The organism is Polaromonas sp., from assembly GCF_030689685.1.
In the GTDB taxonomy this organism is placed as follows: Bacteria; Pseudomonadota; Gammaproteobacteria; order Burkholderiales; family Burkholderiaceae_C; genus Polaromonas.
Window position 1 is genome coordinate 21,721 of sequence record NZ_JAUYEY010000004.1, and the last position, 25,352, is coordinate 47,072.

Consider the following 25,352-nt stretch of genomic DNA (forward strand, 5'->3'; position numbering starts at 1 on the left):
TTATCTCCGCTTGATCGTGGGTTGTCAGCTGGTTTGCTTCAGCTCGACGGTGAACATCTCTGCCGACCGCCTGTGGTCACAGCAGAACCCGGCGGAAGTCGCCCAGTATCTGGCCGAGGTAGGCGTTGAAACGGGCCGCTGAAGCGCCGTCGATCACGCGGTGGTCCCAGGCCAGCGACAGCGGCAACATCAGGCGCGGGCGGAAGGCTCCCCCTCCGTGGTTCGCGTCCCAGACCGGTTCCATCTGGCTCTTGGACACGCCGAGGATGGCGACTTCGGGCGCATTGATGATGGGTGTGAAGTAGCGCCCGCCAATGCCGCCCAGCGAGGAGATGGTGAAGCTTGCGCCCTGCATCTCGGCCGGGGCCAGCTTGCCGTCACGCGCCTTTTTGGCCAGCTCACCCATCTCCTGCGATATCTGCATGATGCCTTTTTTGTCGGCATCCTTGAGCACGGGAACCACCAGGCCGTTGGGCGTATCGGCGGCAAAACCGATGTTGTAGTACTGCTTGTAGACCAGTTGGTCGCCGTCCAGCGAGCTGTTGAACTCGGGGAATTTCTTCAGCGCTGCCACGCTGGCCTTGATCAGGAAAGCCAGCATGGTGACCTTGAGGCCTGATTTTTCGTTGTCCTTGTTGGTGGACACGCGGAAAGCTTCCAGGTCGGTGATGTCAGCATCGTCGTGGTTGGTGACGTGCGGGATCATCACGTAGTTGCGCAGCAGGTTGGCGCCACTGATCTTCTTGATGCGCGGCAGGTCCTTGCGCTCGACCGCGCCGAACTTGCTGAAGTCCACCTTGGGCCAGGGCAGCAGGTCCAGCCCGGCGCCACTGCTGCCTGTTGCTGCCGCTGGCGCCTTCGTCGACTGGGCCTGGGTGCGCACATCGCCGGCCATCACGGATTTGGTGAAGCCCTGCACGTCGTCCTGCGTGATGCGGCCCTTGGGACCACTGCCCTTGACCTCGGCCAGCGGCACACCGAGCTCGCGCGCGAACTTGCGCACTGAAGGCGAAGCGTGCGGCAGTTGCCCGGTGGGGGCAGCTGGTTCATGCGTCGGCAAGGCGGCTGTCGGCGCTGCCGCAGCACTGGGTGCAGGGGCGGCAGCAGGTGCAGGCGCCGCAGCGGGTGCAGCAGACGCGCCAGCAGCCACGCCTTCGAGCACCAGCAACACGTCGCCGACATTGATCTTGTCGCCGAGCTTGATCTTTACTTCCTTGACCACGCCGGCCTGGCTGGACGGAATCTCCATCGAGGCCTTGTCGGACTCCACGGTCGCCAGCGACTGCTCGGCCTTGACGGTGTCGCCGACCTTGACCAGCACCTCGATCACAACCACGTCCTTGAAGTCGCCGATGTCAGGCACGTGGACCTCCACCGGGCTAGCTGCAGTGGCTGGTTCTGCTACTGATTTTGTAGCTGCTTGTGCTGGCGTGACGGGGGCTGGGGCTTTCGAGCCCTCCCCATGGGGGGAGGGTTGGGGAGAGGGAGAGCCAGCTTGTCCCGAAAGGGAGCTCGCGCTTGTGCTTTCAAGCACAAGTACAAGAGATCCTTGCTTGACCTTGTCGCCGAGCTTGACCTTGAGTTCTTTCACGACGCCGGCCTGGCTGGACGGGATTTCCATCGAGGCCTTGTCGCTTTCGACCGTCATCAGGCTCTGGTCGGCCTTGATGCTGTCGCCGGGTTTGACCAGCAGTTCGATGACCGTCACTTCGTCAAAGTCGCCGATGTCGGGAATGGTGATGTCTACCAGTGCCATGTTTTTGTCTCCGTTCGCTTCGGTCAGGCCTGAATTTCAGGCGTAAAGCGGGTTGATCTTGTCGGCATTGATGCCGTATTTCTTGATGGCCTCGGCCACCTTGGCGACCGGCATGGTTCCGTCTTCGCTGAGGGCTTTCAGCGCCGCAACAACAATGTAATGGCGGTTAATCTCGAAGTGCTCGCGCAGCTTGCTGCGGAAGTCGCTGCGCCCAAAACCGTCGGTACCCAGCACTTTGTAGGTGCGGCCCTTGGGGATGAAGGGCCGGATCTGCTCGGCGTAGGCCTTCATATAGTCGGTCGAGGCGACCACCGGGCCGGTACTGGCGGACAGTTGTTGCGTCACGAAAGGCACACGCGGTGCGTCCACCGGATGCAACAGGTTCCAGCGCTCGGCGTCCTGGCCGTCCCGCGTCAGTTCGTTGAAGCTCGGGCAGCTCCAGACACTGGCGGCAATGCCCCAATCTTTCTCCAGCAGTTCCTGGGCGGCGATGCTTTCGCGCAGGATGGTTCCGCTGCCCAGCAACTGGACGGTGGGCGCCTTGGCGGCAAGCGCGGGTGCCTGTTTGCACAGGTACATGCCCTTGATGATCTGCTCTTCGGTGCCGGGCTGCAGGCCGGGCATGGCGTAGTTTTCGTTGAGCAGCGTCAGGTAGAAATACACATTGTCCTGGTGCTCGACCATGCGTTTGAGACCGTGGTGCAGGATCACGCCGACTTCATGCGCAAAGGTCGGGTCGTAGGAGATGCAGTTCGGGATCGTGCCGGCCAGGATGTGGCTGTGGCCGTCTTCATGCTGCAGACCTTCGCCGTTGAGCGTGGTGCGGCCGGAGGTGCCGCCCAGCAGGAAGCCGCGCGCCTGCATGTCGCCGGCTGCCCAGGCCAGGTCACCGACACGCTGGAAGCCGAACATCGAGTAATACACGTAGAACGGGATCATGATCCGGTTGTTGGTGCTGTACGAGGTGGCCGCCGCGATCCAGCTGCTCATGCCACCGGCTTCGTTGATGCCTTCCTGCAGGATCTGGCCCTTCTTGTCTTCCTTGTAATACATCACCTGGTCTTTATCGACAGGCGTGTACTGCTGGCCGTCCGGGTTGTAGATGCCGATCTGGCGGAACAGGCCTTCCATGCCGAAGGTGCGCGCCTCGTCCACCAGGATGGGTACCACGCGCGGGCCCAGCGCCTGGTCGCGCAGCAATTGCGTGAGGAAACGCACATAGGCCTGGGTGGTGGAAATCTCGCGGCCTTCGGCGGTCGGCTCGATCACCGACTTGAAAGTTTCCAGCGCTGGCACCGTGAAGCTTTCATCGGCCTTGACACGGCGGTGCGGCAAATAGCCGCCCAGAGCCTTGCGGCGCTCGTGCAGGTACTGCATCTCGGGCGTGTCATCGGCCGGCTTGTAGAACGGGATGTCGGCGAGCTGGCTGTCGGGGATGGGGATGTTGAAACGGTCGCGGAAGGCCTTGATGTCCTCGTCCGACAGCTTCTTGGTCTGGTGGACATTGTTCTTGCCCTCGCCAATCTTGCCCATGCCAAAACCCTTGACGGTCTTGATCAGCAGCACGGTGGGCTGGCCCACATGATTGACCGCCGCATGGAAGGCCGCGTAGACCTTCTGCGAGTCATGCCCGCCACGGCGCAACTCGAAAATGTCCTCGTCGCTCATCTTGGCGACCATCTCCAGGGTCTTCGGGTTCTGCCCAAAGAAATGCTTGCGCACATAGGCGCCGTCGTTGGCCTTCATGGCCTGGTAGTCGCCGTCGACCGTGTCCATCATGACCTTGCGCAGCGCACCGTCCTTGTCGCGCGCCAGCAGCGGGTCCCAGCTACTGCCCCAGATCAGCTTGATGACGTTCCAGCCCGCGCCGCGGAAATCGCCTTCAAGCTCCTGGATGATCTTGCCGTTGCCGCGCACCGGGCCGTCCAGGCGCTGCAGGTTGCAGTTGATAACAAACACCAGGTTGTCGAGCTTTTCGCGCGCGGCCAGGCCGATGGCGCCCATCGATTCGACCTCGTCCATCTCGCCGTCGCCGCAAAACACCCAGACCTTGCGGTTTTCGGTGTTGGCAATGCCGCGGGCATGCAGGTACTTCAAAAAACGCGCCTGGTAGATCGCCATCAGCGGGCCCAGACCCATGGAGACCGTCGGGAACTGCCAGAACTCGGGCATCAGCTTGGGGTGCGGGTAGCTCGACAGGCCCTTGCCATCGACCTCCTGGCGGAAGTTGAGCAGTTGCTCTTCGGTCAGGCGGCCCTCGAGATAGGCACGCGCATACACGCCGGGCGAGACATGGCCCTGGATGTAGAGGCAATCGCCGCCATGATTGTCACTTTCTGCATGCCAGAAATGGTTGAAACCGGCGCCAAACATGCTGGCCAGCGAGGCAAACGAACCAATGTGGCCGCCGAGGTCGCCGCCGTCGGCCGGATGCAGTCGGTTGGCCTTGACCACCATGGCCATGGCGTTCCAGCGCATGTAGGCGCGCAAGCGCCGTTCGATTTCAAGGTTGCCGGGAGATCGCTCTTCCTGGTCCACCTCGATGGTGTTGACATAACCGGTGTTGGCCGAAAACGGCATGTCGATGCTGCTCTGGCGGGCGTGCTCAAGCAGTTGCTCCAGCAAAAAGTGAGCACGCTCTGGGCCTTCACTTTCAATGACGGCGGTCAGGGCGTCGAGCCACTCCCGCGTTTCCTGGGCGTCTTTGTCAAGCGCATCGTTCGCGGCTTTGCCCAAAGCGTCCAAACGTGCCTGTTCCAGATTTGCAGCCATGATTTTGTCCTGCTGTTAGCTAGGGTGCTAGCTTGGGTTGAGTGGCGTCCTCATCACGTTGTAACGCAATTTAGATTCAAGTCTCCAGTTTCTCACAGTTTTTTCAGAATTTCAAATAGTGCCTGATGATTTCATATTAAGGAATTTAATCAGACACATTCATTTCGCTCAGAGTGACAGCATGGGCCCAAAAACGCCCGCCGGCAGCGGGGCGCGAGCCAGGGCGGCAGAAGGAACGTCGGCTGAAAAACGGCCGTGCCGGTCCATTTTTCACCGATTTTTTTGCCCCATAGCTACGGCTATGGGGCTGCAAACCCGGCAAAAACTGTCCTCGCCGGGACCACTTTTCGCTTCGACGCCTTCTGCCGCCCAGACTCCTAGAAGTACCGCTTGCAGGGCTTAAGCCCTTAAACTTGACGACCCACCATGTCCACCCCAACGCCCGCCACTCCCGCCCGCCCTTCCGGCACCGCGCCGCTGGCACGCTGGCGCCACTGGTGGCGCAAACAATCCCCTACGCGGCAGGACCGCTTTGTCACCCTCGGCCCGCTGCTGGCGGTAATGCTGTTCCTCGCGGCGGTGATTGCCGCCTTCGCCTACCTGCGCATCGAGGAAATCGACCGCGAACAGCAAGCCGTCAAACGCGATGTCGAATACGCCCAGCAGAGATTGCGTCTGCGCCTGCTGGAGCGCCAGGAACAATTGATGCGCCTGGGCCGCGATGTCTCGAACAAGGAGGTGGACACCGAGGAGTTCATTGCCCAAGCGGAATCGCTGGTCAACCAGTATCCGGAGCTGCTGGCCGTGACCTGGGTCGATTCGCGCCGCAAGGTTAAAGCCGCGTATGTGTCGCCGAGCGCCAACCTGGCGCAGGCCCGCCTGTCCGGGGAGCAGCTCAAATACGGCGAAACCGAAGGCACCTTCGGCCTGGCGCGCGATTTGCGCCAGCCGGTGTATTCGCGTCCGCTCATGAACAAGGACGACGCTAGCTACAACGGTGCCAGCCTGCAGTTGCAGATACCGCTGGATGACCAGGGCAAGTTCGGTGGTGTGATCATGGGTGAATACGCGGTGGACGGCCTGCTGCGCTTTGGTGTGCCGACCGAAGTCACCGCCAAATACGCGGTGGCGCTGCTCGACGACCAGGGCAAACTATTGGCCGGCAACTTGCCGCCGCCGCGAAACACCGCCGCCAAGCTGCTGCCCTGGTCCGACGAGGCGCAGGAATACGAGATTCCGGTGTCGCCGGTTGGTAACAGCCTGCTGCTCAAGGCCCAGGGTTACCGGGCATCGCTCGGTGTGGTGGGCAGCGGCTTCTTCTGGCTGGTCAGCGCACTCAGCGCCCTCACGGTGTGGATGCTGCTGGGCACCTGGCGCCATACGCGGCGGCGTGTGCAGGCCCAGGAAGCCTTGATCTCGGAAACCAACTTCCGCCGCGCCATGGAAAACTCCATGCTGACCGGTATGCGCGCACTGGACCTGCAGGGCCGCATCACCTACGTGAACCCGGCGTTTTGCCAGATGACCGGCTGGAGCGAGGGTGAGCTGGTTGGCCGTACCGCGCCTTTCCCCTACTGGCCCGAGCAGGACCGCGAAACACTGGCCGCACGGCTGGACGATGAGCTGCACGGCCGATCCACACCGGGTGGTTTTGAGGTGCGTATCAAACGCAAGAGCGGTGCAATTTTTGATGCCCGGATGTATGTCTCACCCCTGATCGACCCGCGCGGCCAACAAACAGGCTGGATGACCTCGGTCACCGACATCACCGAGCCCAAACGTGTCCGTGAAGAACTGTCGGCCTCGTACGAGCGCTTTACCACCGTGCTGGAAGGGCTGGACGCGGCGGTATCGGTGGCGCCACTCGGCAGCGAGGAATTGCTGTTTGCCAACAAGCTCTACCGCGCCTGGTTTGGCGGTGAAGTCGCTGGCCATATGAACCTGATCGCCCAAGCCGGCGTGCCGACTGTGGCCCCGACCGAGGACACGCTGGATGCCGTCGATGGGCTGGCCGGTTTTCCGACCGACACCCTGACCGCAGCGCAAAGTGCAAACGCTGAAATTTATGTGCCTGAACTTGGCAAGTGGCTGGAGGTGCGCTCGCGTTACCTCACCTGGGTCGATGGACGGCTGGCGCAGATGGTGATTGCCACCGACATCACGCCGCGCCGCCATGCCGAAGCGCAAGCGGCGCAACAGGCCGAGCGTGCGCAGTCGGCCAGCCGCCTGATCACCATGGGCGAGATGGCCTCCAGCGTGGCGCATGAGCTCAACCAGCCGCTGACTGCGATCAACAACTATTGCAACGGCATGGTCTCGCGCATCAAGGCCCGGCAAATCAGCAATGATGACCTGCTGGTGGCGCTGGAAAAAACCGCCAGGCAGGCGCACCGCGCGGGGCAAATCATCCAGCGCATCCGCTCTTTCGTCAAACGCAGCGAGCCGAACCGCACTTCCGCTGATGTGGCCACCATGGTCAGCAACGCGATGGAGCTGGCTGACATTGAACTGCGTCGCCACAATGTGCGCCTGAGCCACTACATCGCGGCGCGCCTGCCGCCGGTGATGGTGGACCCCATCCTGATCGAGCAGGTGCTGATCAACCTGATGAAAAACGGCGCTGAGTCGATTGCCCAGGCGCGTCGGCCCACGGCGCGTCGCAGCGTGGAGTTGCGCGTCGTGCCCAAGACCATAGCCGAGCAGAGCGTGATCGAATTTTCGGTGCTGGACTCAGGCAAGGGCCTGTCGCCCGAAGTGATGGGCCGGCTTTATGAAGCCTTCTACTCGACCAAGGCCGAAGGTATGGGCATCGGCCTGAAGCTGTGCCGCAGCATCGTCGAGTCGCACCAGGGCAGGATGCAGGCGGAGAACCTCTACAATGGCGACGAAGTGGTGGGGTGCCGGTTCACCTTCTGGATCCCCGTGACTCCCCTGCTTTCACCAGCCCTGGCTGCCACAGAAACGCCGTCCCCACCGGCTGGCGTTCACTGACAAGCTGTTTGATACCGTCTAAGCAAAAGGTTTGGCATGAGCTTGATTCCCAAAAAAGGCACCGTGTACGTCGTCGATGATGACGAGGGCGTGCGCGACTCGCTGCAGTGGCTGCTCGAAGGCAAGGACTACCGGGTGCGCTGCTACGACTCCGCCGAAACCTTTCTGAGCCGCTACGATGCGCGCGAGGTCGCCTGCCTGATCGTGGACATTCGCATGGGCGGCATGACCGGCCTGGAGCTGCAGAACCGGCTGGTCGAACGCAAGTCACCGCTGCCCATCGTCTTCATCACCGGCCACGGCGACGTGCCGATGGCAGTGGACACCATGAAGAAAGGCGCCATGGACTTCATCCAGAAGCCTTTTCAGGAGGAAGCCCTGGTCAGCCTGGTCGAACGCATGCTGGAGCAGGCCAAAGAAGCCTTCAGCGAACACCAGCAGTCGGCCAGCCGCGACGCCCTGCTGGCCAAGCTCACCTCACGCGAAGCCCAGGTGCTCGAACGCATCGTCGCTGGCCGCCTGAACAAGCAGATTGCCGACGACCTGGGCATCAGCATCAAGACGGTGGAGGCGCACCGCGCCAACATCATGGAAAAACTCAATGCCAACACCGTCGCCGACTTGCTGAAAATTGCCCTGGGATCGAGCGCTCCCAAAGCCTGAGACCGACTTCCCGATTGCTATCTTTTCGATAGCTGCTTGCGCCCGTGACTCCTGAGTCGGCGGGCGTTTTTACTTGAAAAACTGACACCATGACAGCACAACTCATTGATGGCAACGCCTTGTCCCGGCAACTGCGCGGCGATGTCGCCCGGCGGGCCGCCGCCCTGCGCGCACGCGGCATTGTTCCCGGTCTGGCCGTGGTCCTGGTCGGCGAGAACCCGGCCAGCCAGGTCTATGTGCGCAACAAGGTGAAGGCCTGCCAGGACAGCGGCGTGCATTCGGTGCTGGAGCAGTATCCCGCCACGCTCAGCGAAGCCGACCTGCTGGCACGCGTGGACACCCTGAATCGCGACCCGGCGATTCACGGCATCCTGGTGCAACTGCCGCTGCCGCCACACATTGATGCGCAAAAGGTCATAGAAGCAATTGCTCCTGCCAAGGACGTGGACGGCTTCCACGTCGCCAGCGTCGGCGCCCTGCTGGTCGGCCATCCCGGCTTCTGGCCCTGCACGCCTTACGGCTGCATGAAGATGCTCGAAAGCATTGGCTACGACCTGAAGGGCAAACACGCCGTGGTCATCGGCCGCAGCAACATCGTCGGCAAACCGATGGCGCTGATGCTGCTGCAAAAAAATGCCACGGTGACCATCTGCCACAGCGGCACACAGAACCTCAAAGCCCTGACGCTTCAGGCCGATGTGATCGTGGCCGCCGTGGGTAAACGCAATGTGCTGACGGCCGATATGGTCAAACCCGGCGCGGTGGTGATTGATGTCGGCATGAACCGCAACGAGGCCGGCAAACTATGTGGCGATGTGGATTTTGAAGGCGTGAAGGAGGTCGCCGGCTGGATCACGCCGGTGCCGGGCGGCGTCGGCCCCATGACCATCACCATGCTGCTGGTCAATACCCTCGAGGCTGCTGAAAGAGCCCCCACGGTTGCTCGGTTCGGGTAGCGCCCGAGGCCTTGCAGGCCGCAGCTCGCAAGACGCTTCGCCTCTGTCGCCTGCGGGCCGGCCCTTCGGCAGGATCAGGACGGGCCAAGGCCGGACCCGCGGCCCCTGCTTGAAAAGAGTGCTGCGGTCCTTGTTGCCGAGCTAAGCGGCGCCATCTTTCGTGGTTCGGCTCAGGCACCACAGCGTCCAGCCCGCCGCAAGCCACTGCGCCGCATACATCGCGCTGCCCAGGCCGTGCCAGAGCTGGAGGTTGCCGCCGTCGGCGCGCGCGCTGACGATGCGTGGCGACACGGCAAACTCGATAAGCACCGCCAGCAGCAGGCCAGCCACTACATATTTCATAGCATCTTGCGCAGGCTGTGTAAGGGCTACAGCCTCTTTTCCCTTGAGAAACAGCAGCAGGAAGAAAGTGCAGGCAATGCTCAGCCAGGTTTGCGCGGTAAACAGCTTCGCCGCCATAGCGCCGGCCGCCGCCGGGCTGGGAAGGTGCACGAACAGCAGCGGTACCACCAGAAAACCCAATGTGCTCAGGCTGCCCCACCACAAGGCGGCGAGCAGGATGCTGATGCGTGACCGGGTGTTCACGCTCAAGTGGAAGAGAGCCGTGAACGCGCAGCGAAGGGCCGCCCCGAGCAAGCGACGGTCCCCTCGGGGGGCAGAGAGTTACACGCAGTGAACGAACGTGGGGGCATCAGATGTACATCACCGCGATGATTTCGTAACGCTTGATACCGCCCGGCGCCTGCACTTCGGCGGTGTCGCCCTCACCCTTTCCAATCAGCGCGCGGGCAATCGGCGAGCTGATGTTGACCAGGCCCAGCTTGATGTCGGCCTCGTCCTCACCAACGATCTGGTAGGTCACCTTGTCACCGCTGTCCTCGTCTTCGAGTTCGATGGTCGAGCCGAACACCACCTTGCCGCCGGCATCGACTTCAGCCGGATCAATGACCTGCGCGGCAGACAGCTTGCCTTCAATTTCCTGGATGCGGCCTTCGACAAAGCCCTGCTTGTCCTTGGCAGCGTCGTATTCGGCGTTCTCGCTGAGGTCGCCCTGGGCGCGCGCTTCCGATATCAGGTTGATCACATGGGGGCGCTCCACCGTCTTGAGCTGGTGCAGTTCAGCCTTGAGCTTTTCTGCGCCCTTTTTGGTAATGGGAATGGTTGCCATGGTTTGAGTCCTCCAAAAGCGAAACCGCCACCAGTCACCTGGCGGCGGCGTCTTAACATGTTTGTCCGGGTGCCAGTTTAATGCAAATGCGCGGTTAGTAGCTTGGTACTTGTCCCGAGTCAGGCCAGTTGCGCGTGCAGTTCCTGAATCGAATAAACCGTCAAGTTGTCCAGGTACTTCATGCCTTCCACCGCAGCTTCAGCGCCGGCAATCGTGGTGAAGGTGGTGACCCGGGCCAGCAGGGCCGAAGTGCGGATCTGCCGCGAGTCGGCAATCGCATTGCGGCGCTCTTCCACAGTGTTGATGACCAGCGCAATCTCGTTGTTCTTGATCATGTCCACCACGTGCGGCCGGCCTTCGGTGACCTTGTTGACCACGCCGCAGCTGATGCCCGCCGCAGTGATGGCTGCAGCCGTGCCCTTGGTGGCGACCAGCTCGAACTTCAGCGCCGCCAGCGCGCGCGCCACGTCCACGGCACGCTGCTTGTCATTGTTCTTGACCGTCAGGAAGACCTTGCCCGAGGTCGGCAGCTTGGTGCCGGCACCGAGCTGGGACTTCACGAAAGCTTCTCCAAAGGTCTTGCCCACACCCATCACCTCGCCGGTGGACTTCATCTCGGGGCCGAGAATCGTGTCCACACCGGGGAACTTGACGAAGGGAAAGACAGCCTCCTTGACGCTGAAGTACGGCGGCGTCACTTCCTTGCCGATGCCTTGCGAGGCCAAGGTCTGGCCAACCATGCAGCGCGCCGCCACCTTGGCGAGCTGGATGCCGGTGGCCTTGCTCACGAAGGGCACGGTGCGCGATGCGCGCGGATTCACTTCCAGGACATAGATCACGTCCTTGCCGTCCACATGCTGGATCGCAAACTGCACATTCATCAGGCCGACCACATTCAGGGCTTGGGCCATGGCGGCGGTCTGACGCTTGATCTCGGTGATGGTCTCCAGACCCAGCGAATACGGCGGCAGGGAACAGGCCGAGTCACCGCTGTGTACGCCGGCCTGCTCGATGTGCTCCATCACGCCGCCGATGAAAGTCACGCCCTCCAGATCGCGGATGCAGTCCACATCACACTCAATGGCATCGTTGAGGAAACGGTCCAGCAGCACCGGTGAATCGTGGCTGACCTTGACCGCTTCGCGCATGTAACGCTCCAGATCGCGCTGCTCGTGCACGATCTCCATGGCGCGGCCACCCAGCACATAACTCGGACGCACCACCAGCGGGTAACCGAGGGCAGCGGCTTTTTCCAGCGCTTCGGGCTCGGTACGGGCTGTGGCGTTAGGCGGCTGGCGTAATTTCAGCTCGTGCAGCAGCTTCTGGAAGCGCTCGCGGTCTTCGGCCGCGTCAATCATGTCGGGCGAGGTGCCGATGATGGGTACGCCGTTTTTCTCCAGGTCCAGCGCCAGCTTCAAGGGCGTCTGGCCGCCGTACTGGACGATCACGCCCAGCGGCTTTTCCTTGTCGACGATTTCCAGCACGTCTTCCAGTGTCAAGGGCTCGAAGTACAGGCGGTCGCTGGTGTCGTAGTCGGTCGAGACGGTCTCGGGGTTGCAGTTGACCATGATGGTCTCGTAGCCGTCCTCGCGCATGGCCAGCGCAGCATGCACGCAACAGTAGTCGAACTCAATGCCCTGGCCGATGCGGTTCGGTCCGCCGCCCAGTACCATAATTTTCTTGTTGGTGGTCGGCGCAGCTTCACACTCGCTGCCCTCAGCCTCATAGGTCGAGTACATGTAGGCGGTGTTGGTGGCAAATTCGGCCGCGCAGGTGTCCACACGTTTGTAGACCGGTCGCACGCCCAGCGCGATGCGCCGCTCGCGGATGGTGGTGTCGGTGGTTTTGAGCTGTTTGGCCAGGCGCCGGTCGGAAAAACCTTTTTGCTTGAGCGCGCGCAGCGTGGCGGCGTCCAGCTTGTCCAGCGAAGTGGTTTCCAGCTCCAGCTCGATCTTGACGATCTGCTCAATCTGCACCAGAAACCAGGGATCGATTTTTGTCAGCGAAAAAACTTCGTCAACACTCATGCCTAGTGCAAAGGCGTCACCCACGTACCAGATGCGGTCCGGGCCAGGCGCGCCCAGTTCTTTCTCGAGCACCTCGCGGTCCTGCGTCTTTTCGTTCATGCCGTCAACGCCGACTTCGAGGCCGCGCAGGGCTTTCTGGAAGGACTCCTGGAAGGTGCGGCCCATGGCCATGACCTCGCCGACTGACTTCATCTGCGTGGTCAGGCGGCTGTCGGCCTGCGGGAACTTTTCAAATGCGAAACGCGGAATCTTGGTGACCACGTAATCGATGCTGGGCTCAAAACTGGCGGGCGTGGCGCCACCGGTGATCTCATTGCGCAACTCGTCCAGCGTGTAGCCGACAGCCAGCTTGGCCGCGACCTTGGCGATCGGGAAACCCGTCGCCTTGGAAGCCAGGGCCGACGAACGCGACACACGCGGGTTCATCTCGATCACCACCATGCGGCCATCGACCGGGTTGATGGCGAACTGTACGTTGGAGCCGCCGGTATCGACACCGATCTCGCGCAGCACGGCTAGACTCGCATTGCGCAATATCTGGTATTCCTTGTCGGTCAGGGTCTGGGCCGGTGCCACGGTGATCGAGTCACCGGTGTGTACGCCCATGGGGTCCAGGTTTTCGATGGAGCAGACAATGATGCAGTTGTCGGCCTTGTCGCGCACCACCTCCATCTCATACTCTTTCCAGCCCAGCAGCGACTCTTCAATCAGCAGCTCGTTGGTCGGCGAAGCTTCCAGGCCGCGCTTGCAGATGACCTCGAACTCTTCCGAGTTGTAGGCAATGCCGCCGCCAGTGCCGCCCAGCGTGAAACTGGGGCGGATGACAGTCGGAAAACCCAGCGTCTTCTGCGCGGTCCAGGCTTCTTCGATGCTGTGCGCAATGCCAGAGCGCGCCGAGCCCAAGCCGATTTTGGTCATGGCGTCCTTGAACTTCAGGCGGTCTTCGGCCTTGTCAATGGCTTCAGGGGTAGCGCCTATCAACTCGACCTTGTATTTGTCGAGCACGCCGTTGTGCCAGAGGTCGAGGGCGCAATTGAGCGCGGTCTGCCCGCCCATGGTCGGCAGGATCGCATCCGGGCGCTCCCTGGCAATGATTTTCTCGACAGTCTGCCAGGTGATGGGCTCGATGTAGGTGACGTCGGCCGTGGCCGGGTCGGTCATGATGGTCGCCGGGTTGCTGTTGATCAGGATAACCTTGTAGCCCTCTTCGCGCAGCGCCTTGCAGGCCTGCACGCCGGAGTAATCAAACTCGCAGGCCTGGCCGATGATGATGGGGCCGGCGCCTATGATCAGGACGGATTTGATGTCGGTGCGTTTAGGCATTATTTTTTCCCTCCATGCTGTTCCATGAGGGTGGTGAAACGGTCAAACAAATACGAAATGTCGTGCGGTCCGGGCGAGGCTTCCGGGTGGCCCTGGAAGCAGAAGGCCGGCTTGTCGGTGCGGGCCAAGCCTTGCAGCGTGCCGTCGAACAGGCTGATGTGGGTGGGGCGCAGATTCGCCGGCAGCGTCTTTTCGTCCACAGCAAAACCGTGGTTCTGGCTGGTGATGCTGACGCGGCCATTGTCCAGGTCTTTCACCGGATGGTTGGCGCCGTGGTGGCCGAACTTCATCTTGAAGGTTTTCGCACCACTGGCCAGCGCCATGATCTGGTGGCCCAGGCAGATGCCAAAGGTTGGGATGCCGGTCTCGATCAGCTCGCGCACCGCCGCAATCGCGTAGTCGCAGGGCTGCGGATCACCGGGACCGTTCGCCAGGAAGATGCCGTCTGGCTTGAGTTTGAGCACGTCGACCGCCGGCGTCTGCGCCGGCACCACGGTGATGCGCGCGCCGCGCTCGGCCATCATTCGCAGGATATTTTTCTTCACGCCGTAGTCAGAGGCCACCACATGGAATTTCGGCGTGATCTGCACGCCGTAACCCGCGCCCAGTTTCCACTCGGTCTGCGTCCACTCGTAGGTCTGCTTGACCGAGACGACCTTGGCCAGGTCCAGGCCAGCCATGCTGGGCGCCGCCTTGGCAGCGGCAATCGCTTTGTCTTTCGCGGCCTGAGTCACGCCTTCACCCGCGGCCAACGCGAGGATGCAACCGTTTTGCGCCCCCTGGGTGCGCAGGTGGCGCGTTAGCTGGCGCGTGTCGATGCCGGCAATAGCGACGGTGTTTTCCTTGACCAAATACTCGGTCAGGGTCATGTTCATGCGGAAGTTGGAGGCCAACAGCGGCAGGTCCTTGATGATCAGGCCGGCGGCATGGACTTTTTCAGCTTCGACGTCTTCGGCATTGATGCCGTAGTTGCCGATGTGGGGATAGGTCAGCGTGACGATTTGCTGGCAATAACTCGGATCGGTCAGAATTTCCTGGTAGCCGGTCATCGCGGTGTTGAACACCACCTCACCGACGGTGGAACCTGCGGCGCCTATGGAATTGCCAATAAAGACCGTGCCGTCTGCGAGCGCCAGGATGGCGTGCGGGGTTCTTCCTGATTTTCCCTGTAGAGACAAAAGCACTGGGTTCTCCGGATGGGTTACGGTTCGCCCAAGCGTGCACAAGAAACGTCTCGGTAAGACTCTTGCAGGCTGCTTTTGTGAGGGGGTTGGCTTGGTATGCGCTGGGCGAAGCTGTGTTTTGAAAAGCCCTTGATTATAGCTTGAGGATGACACCGCTTTTTACGCGTTTATGGCATGTGGTCCTGTGCAGACCAGCCTGCACCTCTCAGGGCCGGGGGACTGCCAGCGAACTCGCGTACAGGCATACCGCCGCCGCAGCAGCCACATTAAGCGACTCTTCGCCGCCCGGCTGGTCTATGCGCACCTTCAGGGCAGCCCTGGCCATCAGCGCATCGCCGACGCCCTGCCCTTCATGACCCATGGCCCAGGCACAGGGCATGGGCAAGGCCTGCTGGTGCAGAAACTCGCCATGGTGGGAACTCGTGACCAGCACCGGCACCGTCAGCGCATCGAGGTCTTCGGGCGCCAGTCCTTCGACCAGTCGCAGCGCAAAATGCGCGCCCATGCCGGCACGCAGCACCTTGGGCGACCAGAGCGCGGCCGTGCCTTTGAGCGCGATCACCTGGCTGAAACCAAAGGCGGCGGCACTGCGCAGCATGGAGCCGACATTGCCGGCATCCTGGACCCGGTCCAGGATCAGCGATGCCGCGCCCGGCGCCAAGGCCGCCGGCGCCGGCAGGTCCAGCACAAAACCTATGCGCGCCGGGGATTCAAGGCCGCTGATGTCGGCCATCAGCGAATCCGGGATCACTATGGTTTTGATAGCTGCCTGCGCCCATTCGGCGGGGGCTACAGACCAAAAAGACTCGCAAAAAACGCCAACAGCAGGTTTGAAGCCACGAGCCAGCGCCGCGCGGCACAGGTGGTCGCCTTCGAGCCAGACGCGGCCCTGCTTGCGGTAGGCCATGCTGTCCTGCGAGAGCTTGCGCAAGTCCTTGAGCAGCGTGTTGTCACGCGAGGTCACCAGAACCGGTGCGCCAGCGCTCAACGCAAGACCTCGGCGACGGGGCTGAAGGAGCGGCGGTGCTGCGGGCAGGCGCCGTGCTCCCGCAAAGCTGCGAGGTGTTCGGCCGTGCCATAACCCTTGTGGCCGGCAAAACCGTACTGCGGATATTCGAGGTGGAACTGCTCGCACCAGCGGTCACGGTGGACCTTGGCCAGGATAGAAGCGGCGGAGATAGCCGGAATACGGGCATCGCCCTTGACGATGGCCTCCGCGAGGATGCTCAGCTTCGGCAGCCGGTTGCCGTCCACCAGCACCTTGACGGGTTTGAGGCGCAGGCCTTCGACCGCGCGCCGCATGGCCAGCAGGGTGGCCTGCAAAATGTTGAGGCTGTCGATTTCCTCGACCGTGGCCATGGCGATCGAGCAGCACAGGGCCTTGGCGCGGATTTCGTCATAAAGCTTTTCGCGGCGCAGTGCGGTCAGCACCTTGGAGTCCGCCAGGCCCTTGATCGGTTGGAGGTCGTCCAGGATCACCGCTGCGGCCACCACTGGACCGGCCAGCGGCCCGCGGCCGGCCTCGTCCACGCCGGCCCACAGGCCCGGCGTGTCCCAAGAAAGCATGACCTGTTCAGCCTGCAAGAATGTTCTGGATCGCATCGGTGGCTATTTTCGCGGTATCGCGCTGCAATTCTTCGTGCAGCTTTGTAAATCGTTGTTCGACGGCTCGGATTTTTTCGGGTGCGGTGATTTTCGCATCCAGCCACTGCAAAACGCCATCCGCCAGGGCTTGCGGCGTTGCGGCGTCCTGAAGCAGCTCGGGCACCACAAAATCGCGGCACAGGATGTTGGGCAAGCCAACCCAGGGCTGCAGTTTTTTGCGCCGCATGATCTGCCAGGACAGCCAGTTCATGTTGTAGGCAATCACCATGGGGCGCTTGTACAGCGCCGCCTCCAGTGTCGCCGTGCCGCTGGCAATCAGGGTCACGTCGCAGGCGGCAAGTACGGTGTGAGACTGCCCGGCCACGATCTGCACCTGGCCGGCCATACCGGCGGACTGCGCCGCCTGCTCAATCAGGGTTTGCAGGGCGGGAACCGCTGGCGCTATGATCTTGATAGCGGGATGTAACCTCTGGACAAGGGCTGCAGCCTTAAAGAACCGTTCGGCGAGATAGTCGATCTCGGACCGCCGGCTGCCCGGTAACAGCGCCAGGATGAGGGCCTCCGGCTGCAGGCCCAGTTGCCGGCGCGCTGCGGCCTGGTCGGGATACATGGGAATCACGCTGGCCAGCGGATGGCCGACGTAGGTGGCGTCAATTCCGTGCTGCGCCAGCAAGGCCGGCTCGAACGGGAAAATGCACAGCACATGGTCCACACTGCGCCGGATTTTTTCGACCCGGTCGGCGCGCCAGGCCCAGACCGAGGGGCTGACGAAATGAACCGTTTTGATGCCTGCCGCCTTGAGATCGGCCTCCAGATCCAGGTTGAAGTCGGGCGCGTCAACCCCGATAAACACATCCGGCCGATGGGCCAGCAGTTTTTCGCGGAGTTGAGCGCGGATGCCGACAATCTCGCGGTAGTGCCGCAGGACCTCGACATACCCGCGGACAGCCAGCTCCTCGCTGGGCCACCAGGCCTCGAAGCCGCGCCGCATCATTTGCGCACCGCCAATGCCGCCGGCGCGCAGGTCCGGCCAGCGTGCGCGAAAGCCGTCGAGCAACAGGCCTGCGAGCAAATCGCCTGAGGTCTCGCCGGCCACCATGGCGAACGCAGGGGCGTCGGGGGTGCCAGCTCCTCCACGGGTCGGCAGAGAACTGGGTGCGTCCGGCACGAGAGACCTAACGCACGATGCCGCGCTGCGGCGAGGAGGCTTCCAGAAACCCCAGCATCATCTGCACATCGGCTTCGGCTTCGGGATGCTGGGCCGCCAGCATGGCGATGCGCGCCCTCGCCTGCTCAAGCGTCAGGTCCTCGCGGTAGAGCGCCTTGTGCATGCCTTTGACGGCGGCGATGCGGTCAGGGGAGAAGCCGCGGCGGCGCAGGCCTTCAAAGTTCATGGAACGGGCGGCGGCCGGCTGACCCTGGCTCATGACAAACGGCGGCAAGTCGGCAAACAACAGTGAACACATGGCCGTCATGCTGTGCGCGCCCAGCCGCACAAACTGGTGAACCACGGTGAAGCCGCCGAGGATCACCCAGTCACCCACATGCACATGGCCGGCAAGCTGGGCGTTGTTGGCGAAGATGGTGTGGTTGCCAACATCACAGTCATGCGCGAGGTGCACATAAGCCATGATCCAGTTGTCGTTGCCGACACGCGTCACGCCGCTGTCGCCGGGTGAACCGATGTTGAAGGTGCAAAACTCGCGCACGGTGTTGCGGTCGCCGATGACCAGCTCGCAGGGCTCGCCCGCATACTTCTTGTCCTGCGGAATCGCGCCCAGGGAATTAAACTGGAAAATGCGGTTGTCACGCCCAATCGTGGTGTGCCCCTCGATCACGCAGTGCGCGCCTACCGTGGTGCCGGCACCAATGCGCACATGCGGGCCGATCACGGTGTAGGGGCCGACGCTGACGCTGCTGTCGAGTTGGGCCTGCGGGTCAATCAGGGCCGTGGAATGGATGCCTGTCACGGAAACGCTCTCGCTGCCAGAATCAGGCGATGGTGCGCATGGTGCACATCAGTTCGGCTTCGCAGGCCATGTTGTCGTCCACGCGGGCGACACCCTTGAACTTGAACACGCCGGCCTTGAGCCGTTCCAGCGTCACTTCCATGATCAACTGGTCGCCCGGCTCCACCGGCCGCTTGAAACGCGCGCCATCAATGCCGGCAAAGTAATACACCGTCTTCTCATCGGGCGTGATGCCCTGCATGTCAAAAGCCAGCAGGGCTGCAGCCTGTGCCATCGCCTCAAGCATCAGCACACCCGGCATCACTGGCCGGTGCGGGAAATGACCGGTGAAAAACGGCTCATTCATGGTGACGTTTTTCAGGGCCTTGATGCGTTTGCCCTTGTCGAGTTCGAGCACCCGGTCCACCAGCAGAAACGGGTATCGGTGCGGCAACTGCTTGAGGATTTGGTGGATGTCCATCATGATTTTTCTGGGTTCTTTCGAGAAGCGGTGGCTATGGTCTGCTCCAGCACCTTGAGGCGTTCACGCAATCCGTGAAGCTGTTTGAGCGTGGCGGCATTTTTTTCCCAACTGGCATTGTCGTCGATGGGAAACAGGCCGGTGTAATGCCCAGGCTTGCGGATGGAGCGCGTGACCACCGACGCCGCCGAGACATGCACATGGTCGGCCAGGCTCAAATGCCCCAGCACCACCGCGCCGCCACCCACGGTGCAGTGGGCGCCTATGGTGGCGCTGCCTGCCACGCCCACACAACCGGCCAATGCTGTGTGCCGACCGATATGCACGTTGTGGCCGATCTGGATCAGGTTGTCGAGCTTGACACCGTCCTCTATCACGGTGTCGTGCAGGGCGCCGCGGTCGATGCAGGTGTTGGCGCCGATTTCAACGTCGTTGCCGATACGGACCACACCGATCTGCTCGATTTTGACCCAGGCGCCCTCATGCGGCGCAAAACCGAAACCGTCGGCGCCGATGACAGCGCCGGGATGCACAATGCAGCGCTCGCCGATCACGCAGCCGTTATTGACAGTCACCCGTGAAGACAGCCGTGTATCCCCGCCGACCCGCACGTCATCGCCAATCACGCTGTGCGCGCCAATGTGCACATCTGCACCCAACACCGCACGCGCTCCGATGCAGGCAAATGCGCCCACGAAAACCCCCGGCGACAGCTCAGCCAAAGGATCAATGACAGCGCTGGGATGGATTCCAACACGGCCGGGTTGCGCATGTCGTTTTTTCCAAAGCTGGGTGATGCGGGCGAAATAGAGATAGGGATCGCTGACGACGAGACAGGCACCACGCTGGGTCGCCGCCTGCTCCGCCTGGGGGCTCACCACGACGCAAGCTGCTGCCGACTGACTAAGCTTGCCCTGGTACTTGATGTGGCTCAGAAAGGTCAGCTCGGCGGGGCCTGCGGACTCAAGTGGCGCGAGCCGCTCGATCAAGAGCTCGGGGTCGCCCACCAATCTGGCATCGAACTCACCGGCCAGCGATGCGACGATATCCCCGAGTCTGAGCGTCACACCTGGCCTGTGCCTGAACGCTTACCTGGCGGCGTTGAGCGCCTTGATGACCTTGTCTGTGATGTCATGCTTGGGGCTGGCATAAACCGCTTCCTGCAGGACCAGGTCATATTTTTCGGTCTCGGCAACCGTTTTGACCACCTTGTTCGCGCGTTCGATGACCTGCTGCAACTCTTCGTTCTTGCGTGCATTGAGGTCTTCCTGAAATTCGCGACGTTTGCGCTGGAAGTCCCGATCTTGATCAACCAGTTGCTTCTGGCGGGTGGCGCGCTGGCTCTCGGACAAAGTGGGCGCTTCACGCTCAAACTTGTCGGCCAGCGTTTTTAGCTGGGTACCCAGATCGCCGAGTTCTTTTTCACGCTTGCCGAATTCCTGCTCGAGCTTGGCCTGGGCCGCCTTGGCACTGTTGGCTTCGCGGAAAATCCGGTCAATGTTGACGATGCCGATCTTGAACTCCTGCGCACCTACCGCACAAGCAGCCAGGGCCATCATCGCAGCCAGAAAAAACTTGTATGAAAAATACTTCATTAGAAGGATGTACCGATTTGGAATTGCAATCTCTGGATTCTATCTGTTGGCTTCTTGCTCAGCGGATTGGCAATCGCCAGGCGCAAAGGCCCCAACGGGGAAATCCAGCTGATGCCGATGCCCACCGACGAGCGCAGGTCGCCCAGGCTGTACTTTTGATTTTCACCAAACACGTTGCCAGTGTCGACGAAACCGAAGAGACGCAAGGTCCGGTCGTTGCCCGCGCCAGGGAATGGCGCCAAAATCTCCGCATTCAAGGTGATTTTTTTAGGCCCGCCAATGGCATTGCCTTGGGCATCACGCGGGCCCAGCGTGCTCGGTTCAAAACCGCGCACCGAACCCAGGCCGCCCGAGTAGGAATTCTTGAACACCGGAAAAGGCTGACCATTCAGACCTTTTCCCCAACCCAACTCCCCGTTCAGGGCAATGGTGAACTGCCTGTTCAGCGGAATGTACTTCTGGACCTGGTAGTTGGTGCGCAGGAAACGGGCATCGCCCGCCACGCCCCAATCGCCGTAAACGCGTTGGAAGGTGCCCCTGCTCGGAACCAGTGCGCTGTCCCGGTCATCCCGCGACCAGCCCACCGTCAACGGAACTGTATTGCTCTTGGCGCCAAAGGTACGTATGTAATCTTGATACACCAAAGGAAGGACGCGACCAGAAATATCGATTTGCTCCAGTCCTGCCCCGAAATACACGGTATCCACTTCACTGAAAGGCACACCAAAGCGTACGCTTCCACCTGTGGTTTTGAGCTGATAGTCACCCCCCTGGCTGCTAAAAGGCCGTGAGGTCCGCGAATAGAGGTCCAAGGTCCGGGAAATACCGTCATTGGTGAAATAAGGGTCTACCGTGCTCAGCACAAATTGCCGATTGAATTTTCCGGTGTTGACTTCCAGACCCAGATAGTTGCCCGTACCGAAGGCATTTTCCTGCTTGAAGCCAAAAATCAGGGAGAGTTTCTCAGCACTGGAAAAACCCGCGCCCAGTTGCAGGTTGCCGGTGGGCTTCTCGACCACCGCCATGTTCAGGTCCACCTGGTCCGGCGTGCCAGGCACTTCCTGCGTGTCGATGTTGACTTCGGTGAAGTAGCCCAGGCGGTCCACGCGGTCGCGTGACAGGCGGATCTTGTCACCGTCGTACCAGGACGCCTCGAACTGGCGGAATTCGCGGCGCACCACTTCGTCTCGTGTACGGTTGTTGCCGCTGATGTTGACGCGCCGCACATAGGCACGGCGCGAGGGATCGCCTTGCAGCACGAAGGCCACGCGGTTGTTGACCCGATCAATCTCAGGCTTGGCGTCGACCTTGGCAAAGGCGAAACCAAAGCTGCCGTAATACTCGGTAAACGCTTTGACGGTTTGAGCCACCAGGTCTGCGTTGTAGGCATCGCCGGGTTTAATGGTTACCAGCGACTTGAACTCTTCCTCGCGCTCCAGGAAATTGCCTTCAAGCTTGACGCCGGAAACAGTGAACCGCTCACCTTCGGTAATGTTGATGATCACCGAAATATCCTGCTTGTTCGGCGAAATGGCCACCTGGGTGGAGTCAACCTTGAACTCGAGATAACCCCGGGTCAGGTAGTAGGAGCGCAGGGTTTCGATATCGGCGTTGAGCTTAACCCGCGAATACTGATTGGATTTGGTGTACCAGCTGAGCCAGCCACCGGTGTTCAGGTCGAACAGCCCGCGCAGGGTGGATTCGCTGAAGGCCTTGTTACCGACGACGCGGATTTCCTTGATTTTGGCGATATCGCCCTCAGTGACGCTGAAGGTGACATTGACGCGGTTGCGTTCGATCGGGGTCACCGTTGTCAGCACCTCAGCGCCGTACAGGCTGCGGTTGATGTACTGGCGCTTGAGTTCCTGCTCGGCGCGGTCCGCCAAGGCCTTGTCAAAAGGCCGGCCATCGGCCAGGCCGATATCGCGGAGCGCCTTTTTCAGCACTTCCTTGTCAAATTCCTTGGCGCCAACGAAGTCCACATCGGCCACGGTCGGCCGTTCTTCCACAATCACCACCAGCACGTCGCCGCTGACCTCCAGGCGCACATCCTTGAACAAGCCCAGCCCGAACAGCGCGCGAATGGCACTGGACCCCTTGTCGTCGTTGTAGGTCTCACCCACCCGAAAAGGCAGCGACGCAAAAATGGTTCCAGGCTCCACACGCTGCAGTCCTTCGACGCGAATGTCGCGCACCGTGAAGGGGTCCACAGCCCAGGCGGCTTGCGCGATCAGGAAGCTGGCCACTATCGCGGATACGCTGCGGACCTTGAATCGTTTGATTTGTTTTTGCATGAAAAATATGGTTTAACCCAAAAGCCGGGTGACATCGTTAAACAGGGCAACAGACATCATGCCCAGCAGGATCGCAACGCCACCGCGCTGCAACCGGTCCATCCAGGCGTCAGAAACGCTCTTGCCGGTTATTGCCTCCCAAAGATAATACATCAGGTGCCCACCGTCCAGAACCGGCAGCGGCAGTAAATTGAGCACGCCCAGGCTGACGCTGATCAGCGCCAGAAACAGCAGGTAAGCGCTCCAGCCTATGCTGGCCGACTTGCCAGCGTAGTCGGCAATCGTCAGCGGACCGCTGAGGTTTTTCAGGGACGCCTCGCCGATCAGCATCTTGCCCATCATCTTGAGCGTCAGCACAGACACCTCCCAGGTGCGTACCGCGCCGTTCCACAGGCCGTCCAGCGGCCCGTAGCGCACCGTCACCAGCGCCGGCGGCGTGCCGACGTAAGCGCCGATACGGCCTACCGACTGACCGGCCTCCTGGCGCATCTCCGGCTCGACTTGCAATTGCAGCGTCTGCCCTCCCCGCAGGATCTGCCAGGTCTGGGCGCCTTTGGAGGCACGTATGGTCTCGCGCAGTTGCTGGCCGTCGACAATCGTCCGCTCGCCTATGCGTTGGACCACATCATCGGTGCGCAAGCCTGATTTTTCGGCGGCACCGCCCGGCATGACCTCGCCGATCACGGCTTGCGTCCAGGGGCCGAGGATGCCGATCTTTCTGAAAAGCTGGGCGTCGGCATCGGCTGCGTTGAGCTGGCTCAGCGGCAGCAGCACGCTGCGTGTCGCCGCGACACCGGCGCCCGTGGACTCACCCACACCGTCGGTGACCTGCAGGCGCACGTCACGCCCGCCCAGCGCCGCACGGGTCAGGTGCCAGCGCAGGTCCTCGAAGGAGCGCACCTCCTCCAGCGTGTCTCCGTCAAAAGCGGCCTGCTGGACGCGTTCACCACCGCGCAGGCCAGCGCGCTCGGCGATCGAGCCAGCCACCGGACTGGCCAGCACCGGCTGCGGCTCTTGCATGCCGCTCCAGTTGACAACGGCATACAGCACAACGGCCAGCAGCAGGTTGGCGGCCGGCCCGGCCGCCACAATCGCCGCGCGTGCGCCCAGCGGACGGTTGTTGAACGCCAGATGACGCTCCGCCGGATCGACCGGACCTTCGCGCTCGTCCAGCATCTTGACGTAGCCACCCAACGGCAACATGCCGATGGAAAACTCTGTCGGGCGATTCTTCAGACGCCAGGTGTAGATCGGCTTGCCGAACCCCACCGAGAACTTCAGCACCTTGACGCCACAAGCAACCGCCACACGGTAGTGCCCGTACTCGTGGATGGCAATCAGGATGCCCAACGCAACAACAAAGGCAACCAAGGTCAGCATAGCAATACTCCGGTCAGGGGGTCAGGTTGGCTACAAGGTCGGACGCCACCGCGCGCGACCGCTCGTCCAGTGCCAGCAAATCGCCAATGCCGCGAATGCTGGAAGCAGAAACTGCGTCCAGCGTTGCGCGGTTCACGACGTGGATCTGGTCAAAGCGTATCCGTTTTTCGAGAAAGGCGGCGACGGCCACTTCATTGGCCGCGTTGAGCACTGCCGGAGTGCCAGCGGGCGCGCCAAGCACCTCCCAGGCCAGCGGCAGCCCGGGAAACAGGGCATTGTCCGGCACAGCGAAAGTCAGGGTGGCCAGCGCACGGAAGTCGAGAGCCTGGGCACCCGAGCTGACGCGTCCGGGCCAGGCCAGGCCGTAGGCAATCGGCACACGCATGTCGGGCGTGCCGAGTTGGGCCACCACCGAGGTGTCGCGGTACTGCACCATCGAATGGATGATGCTTTGCGGGTGAATCACCACCTCGATCTGCGCCGGCGCCAACCCGAACAGGTAACGCGCCTCAATCACTTCGAGCGCCTTGTTCATCATGGTGGCCGAGTCCACCGAGATCTTTCGCCCCATGACCCAGTTGGGATGGGCGCAGGCCTCTTCCGGCGTGACGTCGCGCAGGCTGGCCGGCGCGCGGGTGCGAAACGGGCCGCCAGAGGCCGTCAGGATGATCTTGTCGATGCGCTCGGCCCAGGTCGCCGGGTCTTCGGGCAGCGACTGGAAAATCGCCGAATGTTCGCTGTCGATGGGCAGCAGTTGGGCACCGCCCTCGCGCACCGCCTGCATGAAGACCTCGCCGCCGACCACCAGGGCTTCCTTGTTGGCCAGCAGCAGGCGTTTGCCCGCGCGCGCGGCCGCCATGCAGGCGCCCAGACCTGCGGCGCCGACAATGGCCGCCATCACGGTGTCGACACGTTCGTCACACGCTATTATTTCGAGAGCATCATCCCCATACAGGACATGGGTTGCAAGCCCATTTGCCTTCATTTTTTCCGCCAGAGCCCGGCCATGCGGCGCGCTCGCCATGACGGCATAAGCGGGTCTGAAACGCATGCATTGCGCCAGCATCAACTCGGTCTGGGTGGAAGCGCTGAGCGCAAACACGTCAAAACGGTCCGGATGGCCGGCGATCACATCCAGTGTGTTGACGCCGACCGAGCCGGTCGAGCCCAAGACGGTAACCCGTTGTTTTTTCATGGATTGAGCGACG

19 protein-coding genes are annotated in these 25,352 nt (G+C 61.8%); 3 read left to right on the forward strand and 16 right to left on the reverse strand.

Features of this window, described 5'->3' with window-relative positions; all coding sequences use genetic code 11:
- Positions 1–76: 76 nt before the first annotated feature.
- Both aceF and aceE read right to left on the reverse strand, forming a co-directional pair.
- A complete protein-coding gene (aceF, locus tag Q8O29_RS00360; RefSeq protein WP_305560070.1) occupies positions 77–1,756 on the reverse strand; it encodes a dihydrolipoyllysine-residue acetyltransferase in 1,680 nt (559 codons plus the stop codon).
- Positions 1,757–1,792: 36 nt separating this feature from the next.
- Positions 1,793–4,528: a pyruvate dehydrogenase (acetyl-transferring), homodimeric type gene (aceE, locus tag Q8O29_RS00365; RefSeq protein ID WP_305560071.1), complete on the reverse strand. Its 2,736-nt coding sequence runs from the start codon at positions 4,526–4,528 to the stop codon at positions 1,793–1,795.
- Positions 4,529–4,954: 426 nt separating this feature from the next.
- On the opposite strand from aceE, the gene Q8O29_RS00370 reads away from it, so the two are divergent.
- The 3 genes from Q8O29_RS00370 to folD all read left to right on the forward strand — a co-directional run bounded on the left by Q8O29_RS00370 (position 4,955) and on the right by folD (position 9,138).
- Entirely contained in the window at positions 4,955–7,519 is a 2,565-nt protein-coding gene (locus tag Q8O29_RS00370) for a PAS domain S-box protein (RefSeq protein WP_305560072.1), read from the forward strand.
- A gap of 36 nt (positions 7,520–7,555) precedes the next feature.
- On the forward strand, positions 7,556–8,182 hold the full coding sequence (locus Q8O29_RS00375; RefSeq protein ID WP_305560073.1) for a response regulator transcription factor: 627 nt from the start codon (positions 7,556–7,558) through the stop codon (positions 8,180–8,182).
- Between the two features lie 89 nt (positions 8,183–8,271).
- Positions 8,272–9,138 carry a bifunctional methylenetetrahydrofolate dehydrogenase/methenyltetrahydrofolate cyclohydrolase FolD gene (gene folD, locus Q8O29_RS00380; protein WP_305560074.1) on the forward strand — a complete coding sequence of 289 codons (867 nt, stop codon included), beginning with the start codon at positions 8,272–8,274 and terminating at the stop codon, positions 9,136–9,138.
- Between the two features lie 141 nt (positions 9,139–9,279).
- On the opposite strand, the gene Q8O29_RS00385 is transcribed toward folD, so the two are convergent.
- The 14 genes from Q8O29_RS00385 to Q8O29_RS00450 form a co-directional block, all read right to left on the reverse strand.
- Positions 9,280–9,729, reverse strand: coding sequence for a DUF4149 domain-containing protein (locus tag Q8O29_RS00385; protein ID WP_371134114.1), 450 nt, complete (start codon positions 9,727–9,729; stop codon positions 9,280–9,282).
- A 100-nt stretch (positions 9,730–9,829) separates the two neighbouring features.
- A complete protein-coding gene (gene greA / locus Q8O29_RS00390; RefSeq protein ID WP_305560076.1) occupies positions 9,830–10,306 on the reverse strand; it encodes a transcription elongation factor GreA in 477 nt (158 codons plus the stop codon).
- A 119-nt stretch (positions 10,307–10,425) separates the two neighbouring features.
- Entirely contained in the window at positions 10,426–13,656 is a 3,231-nt protein-coding gene (carB, locus tag Q8O29_RS00395; RefSeq protein WP_305560077.1) for a carbamoyl-phosphate synthase large subunit, read from the reverse strand.
- Complete coding sequence (carA, locus tag Q8O29_RS00400; protein WP_305560078.1) at positions 13,656–14,840, reverse strand: glutamine-hydrolyzing carbamoyl-phosphate synthase small subunit; 1,185 nt, start codon at positions 14,838–14,840, stop codon at positions 13,656–13,658. Before carA ends, carB begins: the two co-directional genes overlap by 1 nt.
- Positions 14,841–15,045: 205 nt before the next feature.
- The gene (locus Q8O29_RS00405; RefSeq protein WP_305560079.1) at positions 15,046–15,828 is read right to left on the reverse strand and encodes an RNA methyltransferase; all 783 of its coding nucleotides are present in this window, start codon (positions 15,826–15,828) and stop codon (positions 15,046–15,048) included.
- Entirely contained in the window at positions 15,825–16,442 is a 618-nt protein-coding gene (gene rnhB, locus Q8O29_RS00410; protein ID WP_305560080.1) for a ribonuclease HII, read from the reverse strand. The genes Q8O29_RS00405 and rnhB overlap by 4 nt, the downstream gene beginning before the upstream one ends.
- On the reverse strand, positions 16,414–17,544 hold the full coding sequence (gene lpxB / locus Q8O29_RS00415) for a lipid-A-disaccharide synthase (RefSeq protein ID WP_305560107.1): 1,131 nt from the start codon (positions 17,542–17,544) through the stop codon (positions 16,414–16,416). The genes rnhB and lpxB overlap by 29 nt, the downstream gene beginning before the upstream one ends.
- A gap of 76 nt (positions 17,545–17,620) precedes the next feature.
- Positions 17,621–18,415: an acyl-ACP--UDP-N-acetylglucosamine O-acyltransferase gene (gene lpxA, locus Q8O29_RS00420; protein WP_305560081.1), complete on the reverse strand. Its 795-nt coding sequence runs from the start codon at positions 18,413–18,415 to the stop codon at positions 17,621–17,623.
- A 22-nt stretch (positions 18,416–18,437) separates the two neighbouring features.
- Positions 18,438–18,878 (reverse strand): 3-hydroxyacyl-ACP dehydratase FabZ, encoded by a 441-nt coding sequence (gene fabZ, locus Q8O29_RS00425; protein ID WP_305560082.1) that lies wholly within the window; start codon positions 18,876–18,878, stop codon positions 18,438–18,440.
- Positions 18,875–19,942, reverse strand: coding sequence for a UDP-3-O-(3-hydroxymyristoyl)glucosamine N-acyltransferase (lpxD, locus tag Q8O29_RS00430; protein WP_305560083.1), 1,068 nt, complete (start codon positions 19,940–19,942; stop codon positions 18,875–18,877). Before lpxD ends, fabZ begins: the two co-directional genes overlap by 4 nt.
- Positions 19,943–19,963: 21 nt before the next feature.
- Complete coding sequence (locus tag Q8O29_RS00435) at positions 19,964–20,470, reverse strand: OmpH family outer membrane protein (protein WP_305560084.1); 507 nt, start codon at positions 20,468–20,470, stop codon at positions 19,964–19,966.
- Positions 20,470–22,764, reverse strand: a complete 2,295-nt coding sequence (gene bamA / locus Q8O29_RS00440) for an outer membrane protein assembly factor BamA (protein WP_305560085.1) — start codon at positions 22,762–22,764, stop codon at positions 20,470–20,472. The genes Q8O29_RS00435 and bamA overlap by 1 nt, the downstream gene beginning before the upstream one ends.
- Before the next feature lie 12 nt (positions 22,765–22,776).
- The gene (rseP, locus tag Q8O29_RS00445) at positions 22,777–24,144 is read right to left on the reverse strand and encodes an RIP metalloprotease RseP (RefSeq protein WP_305560086.1); all 1,368 of its coding nucleotides are present in this window, start codon (positions 24,142–24,144) and stop codon (positions 22,777–22,779) included.
- Between the two features lie 13 nt (positions 24,145–24,157).
- On the reverse strand, positions 24,158–25,339 hold the full coding sequence (locus Q8O29_RS00450) for a 1-deoxy-D-xylulose-5-phosphate reductoisomerase (protein ID WP_305560087.1): 1,182 nt from the start codon (positions 25,337–25,339) through the stop codon (positions 24,158–24,160).
- Positions 25,340–25,352: the final 13 nt, after the last annotated feature.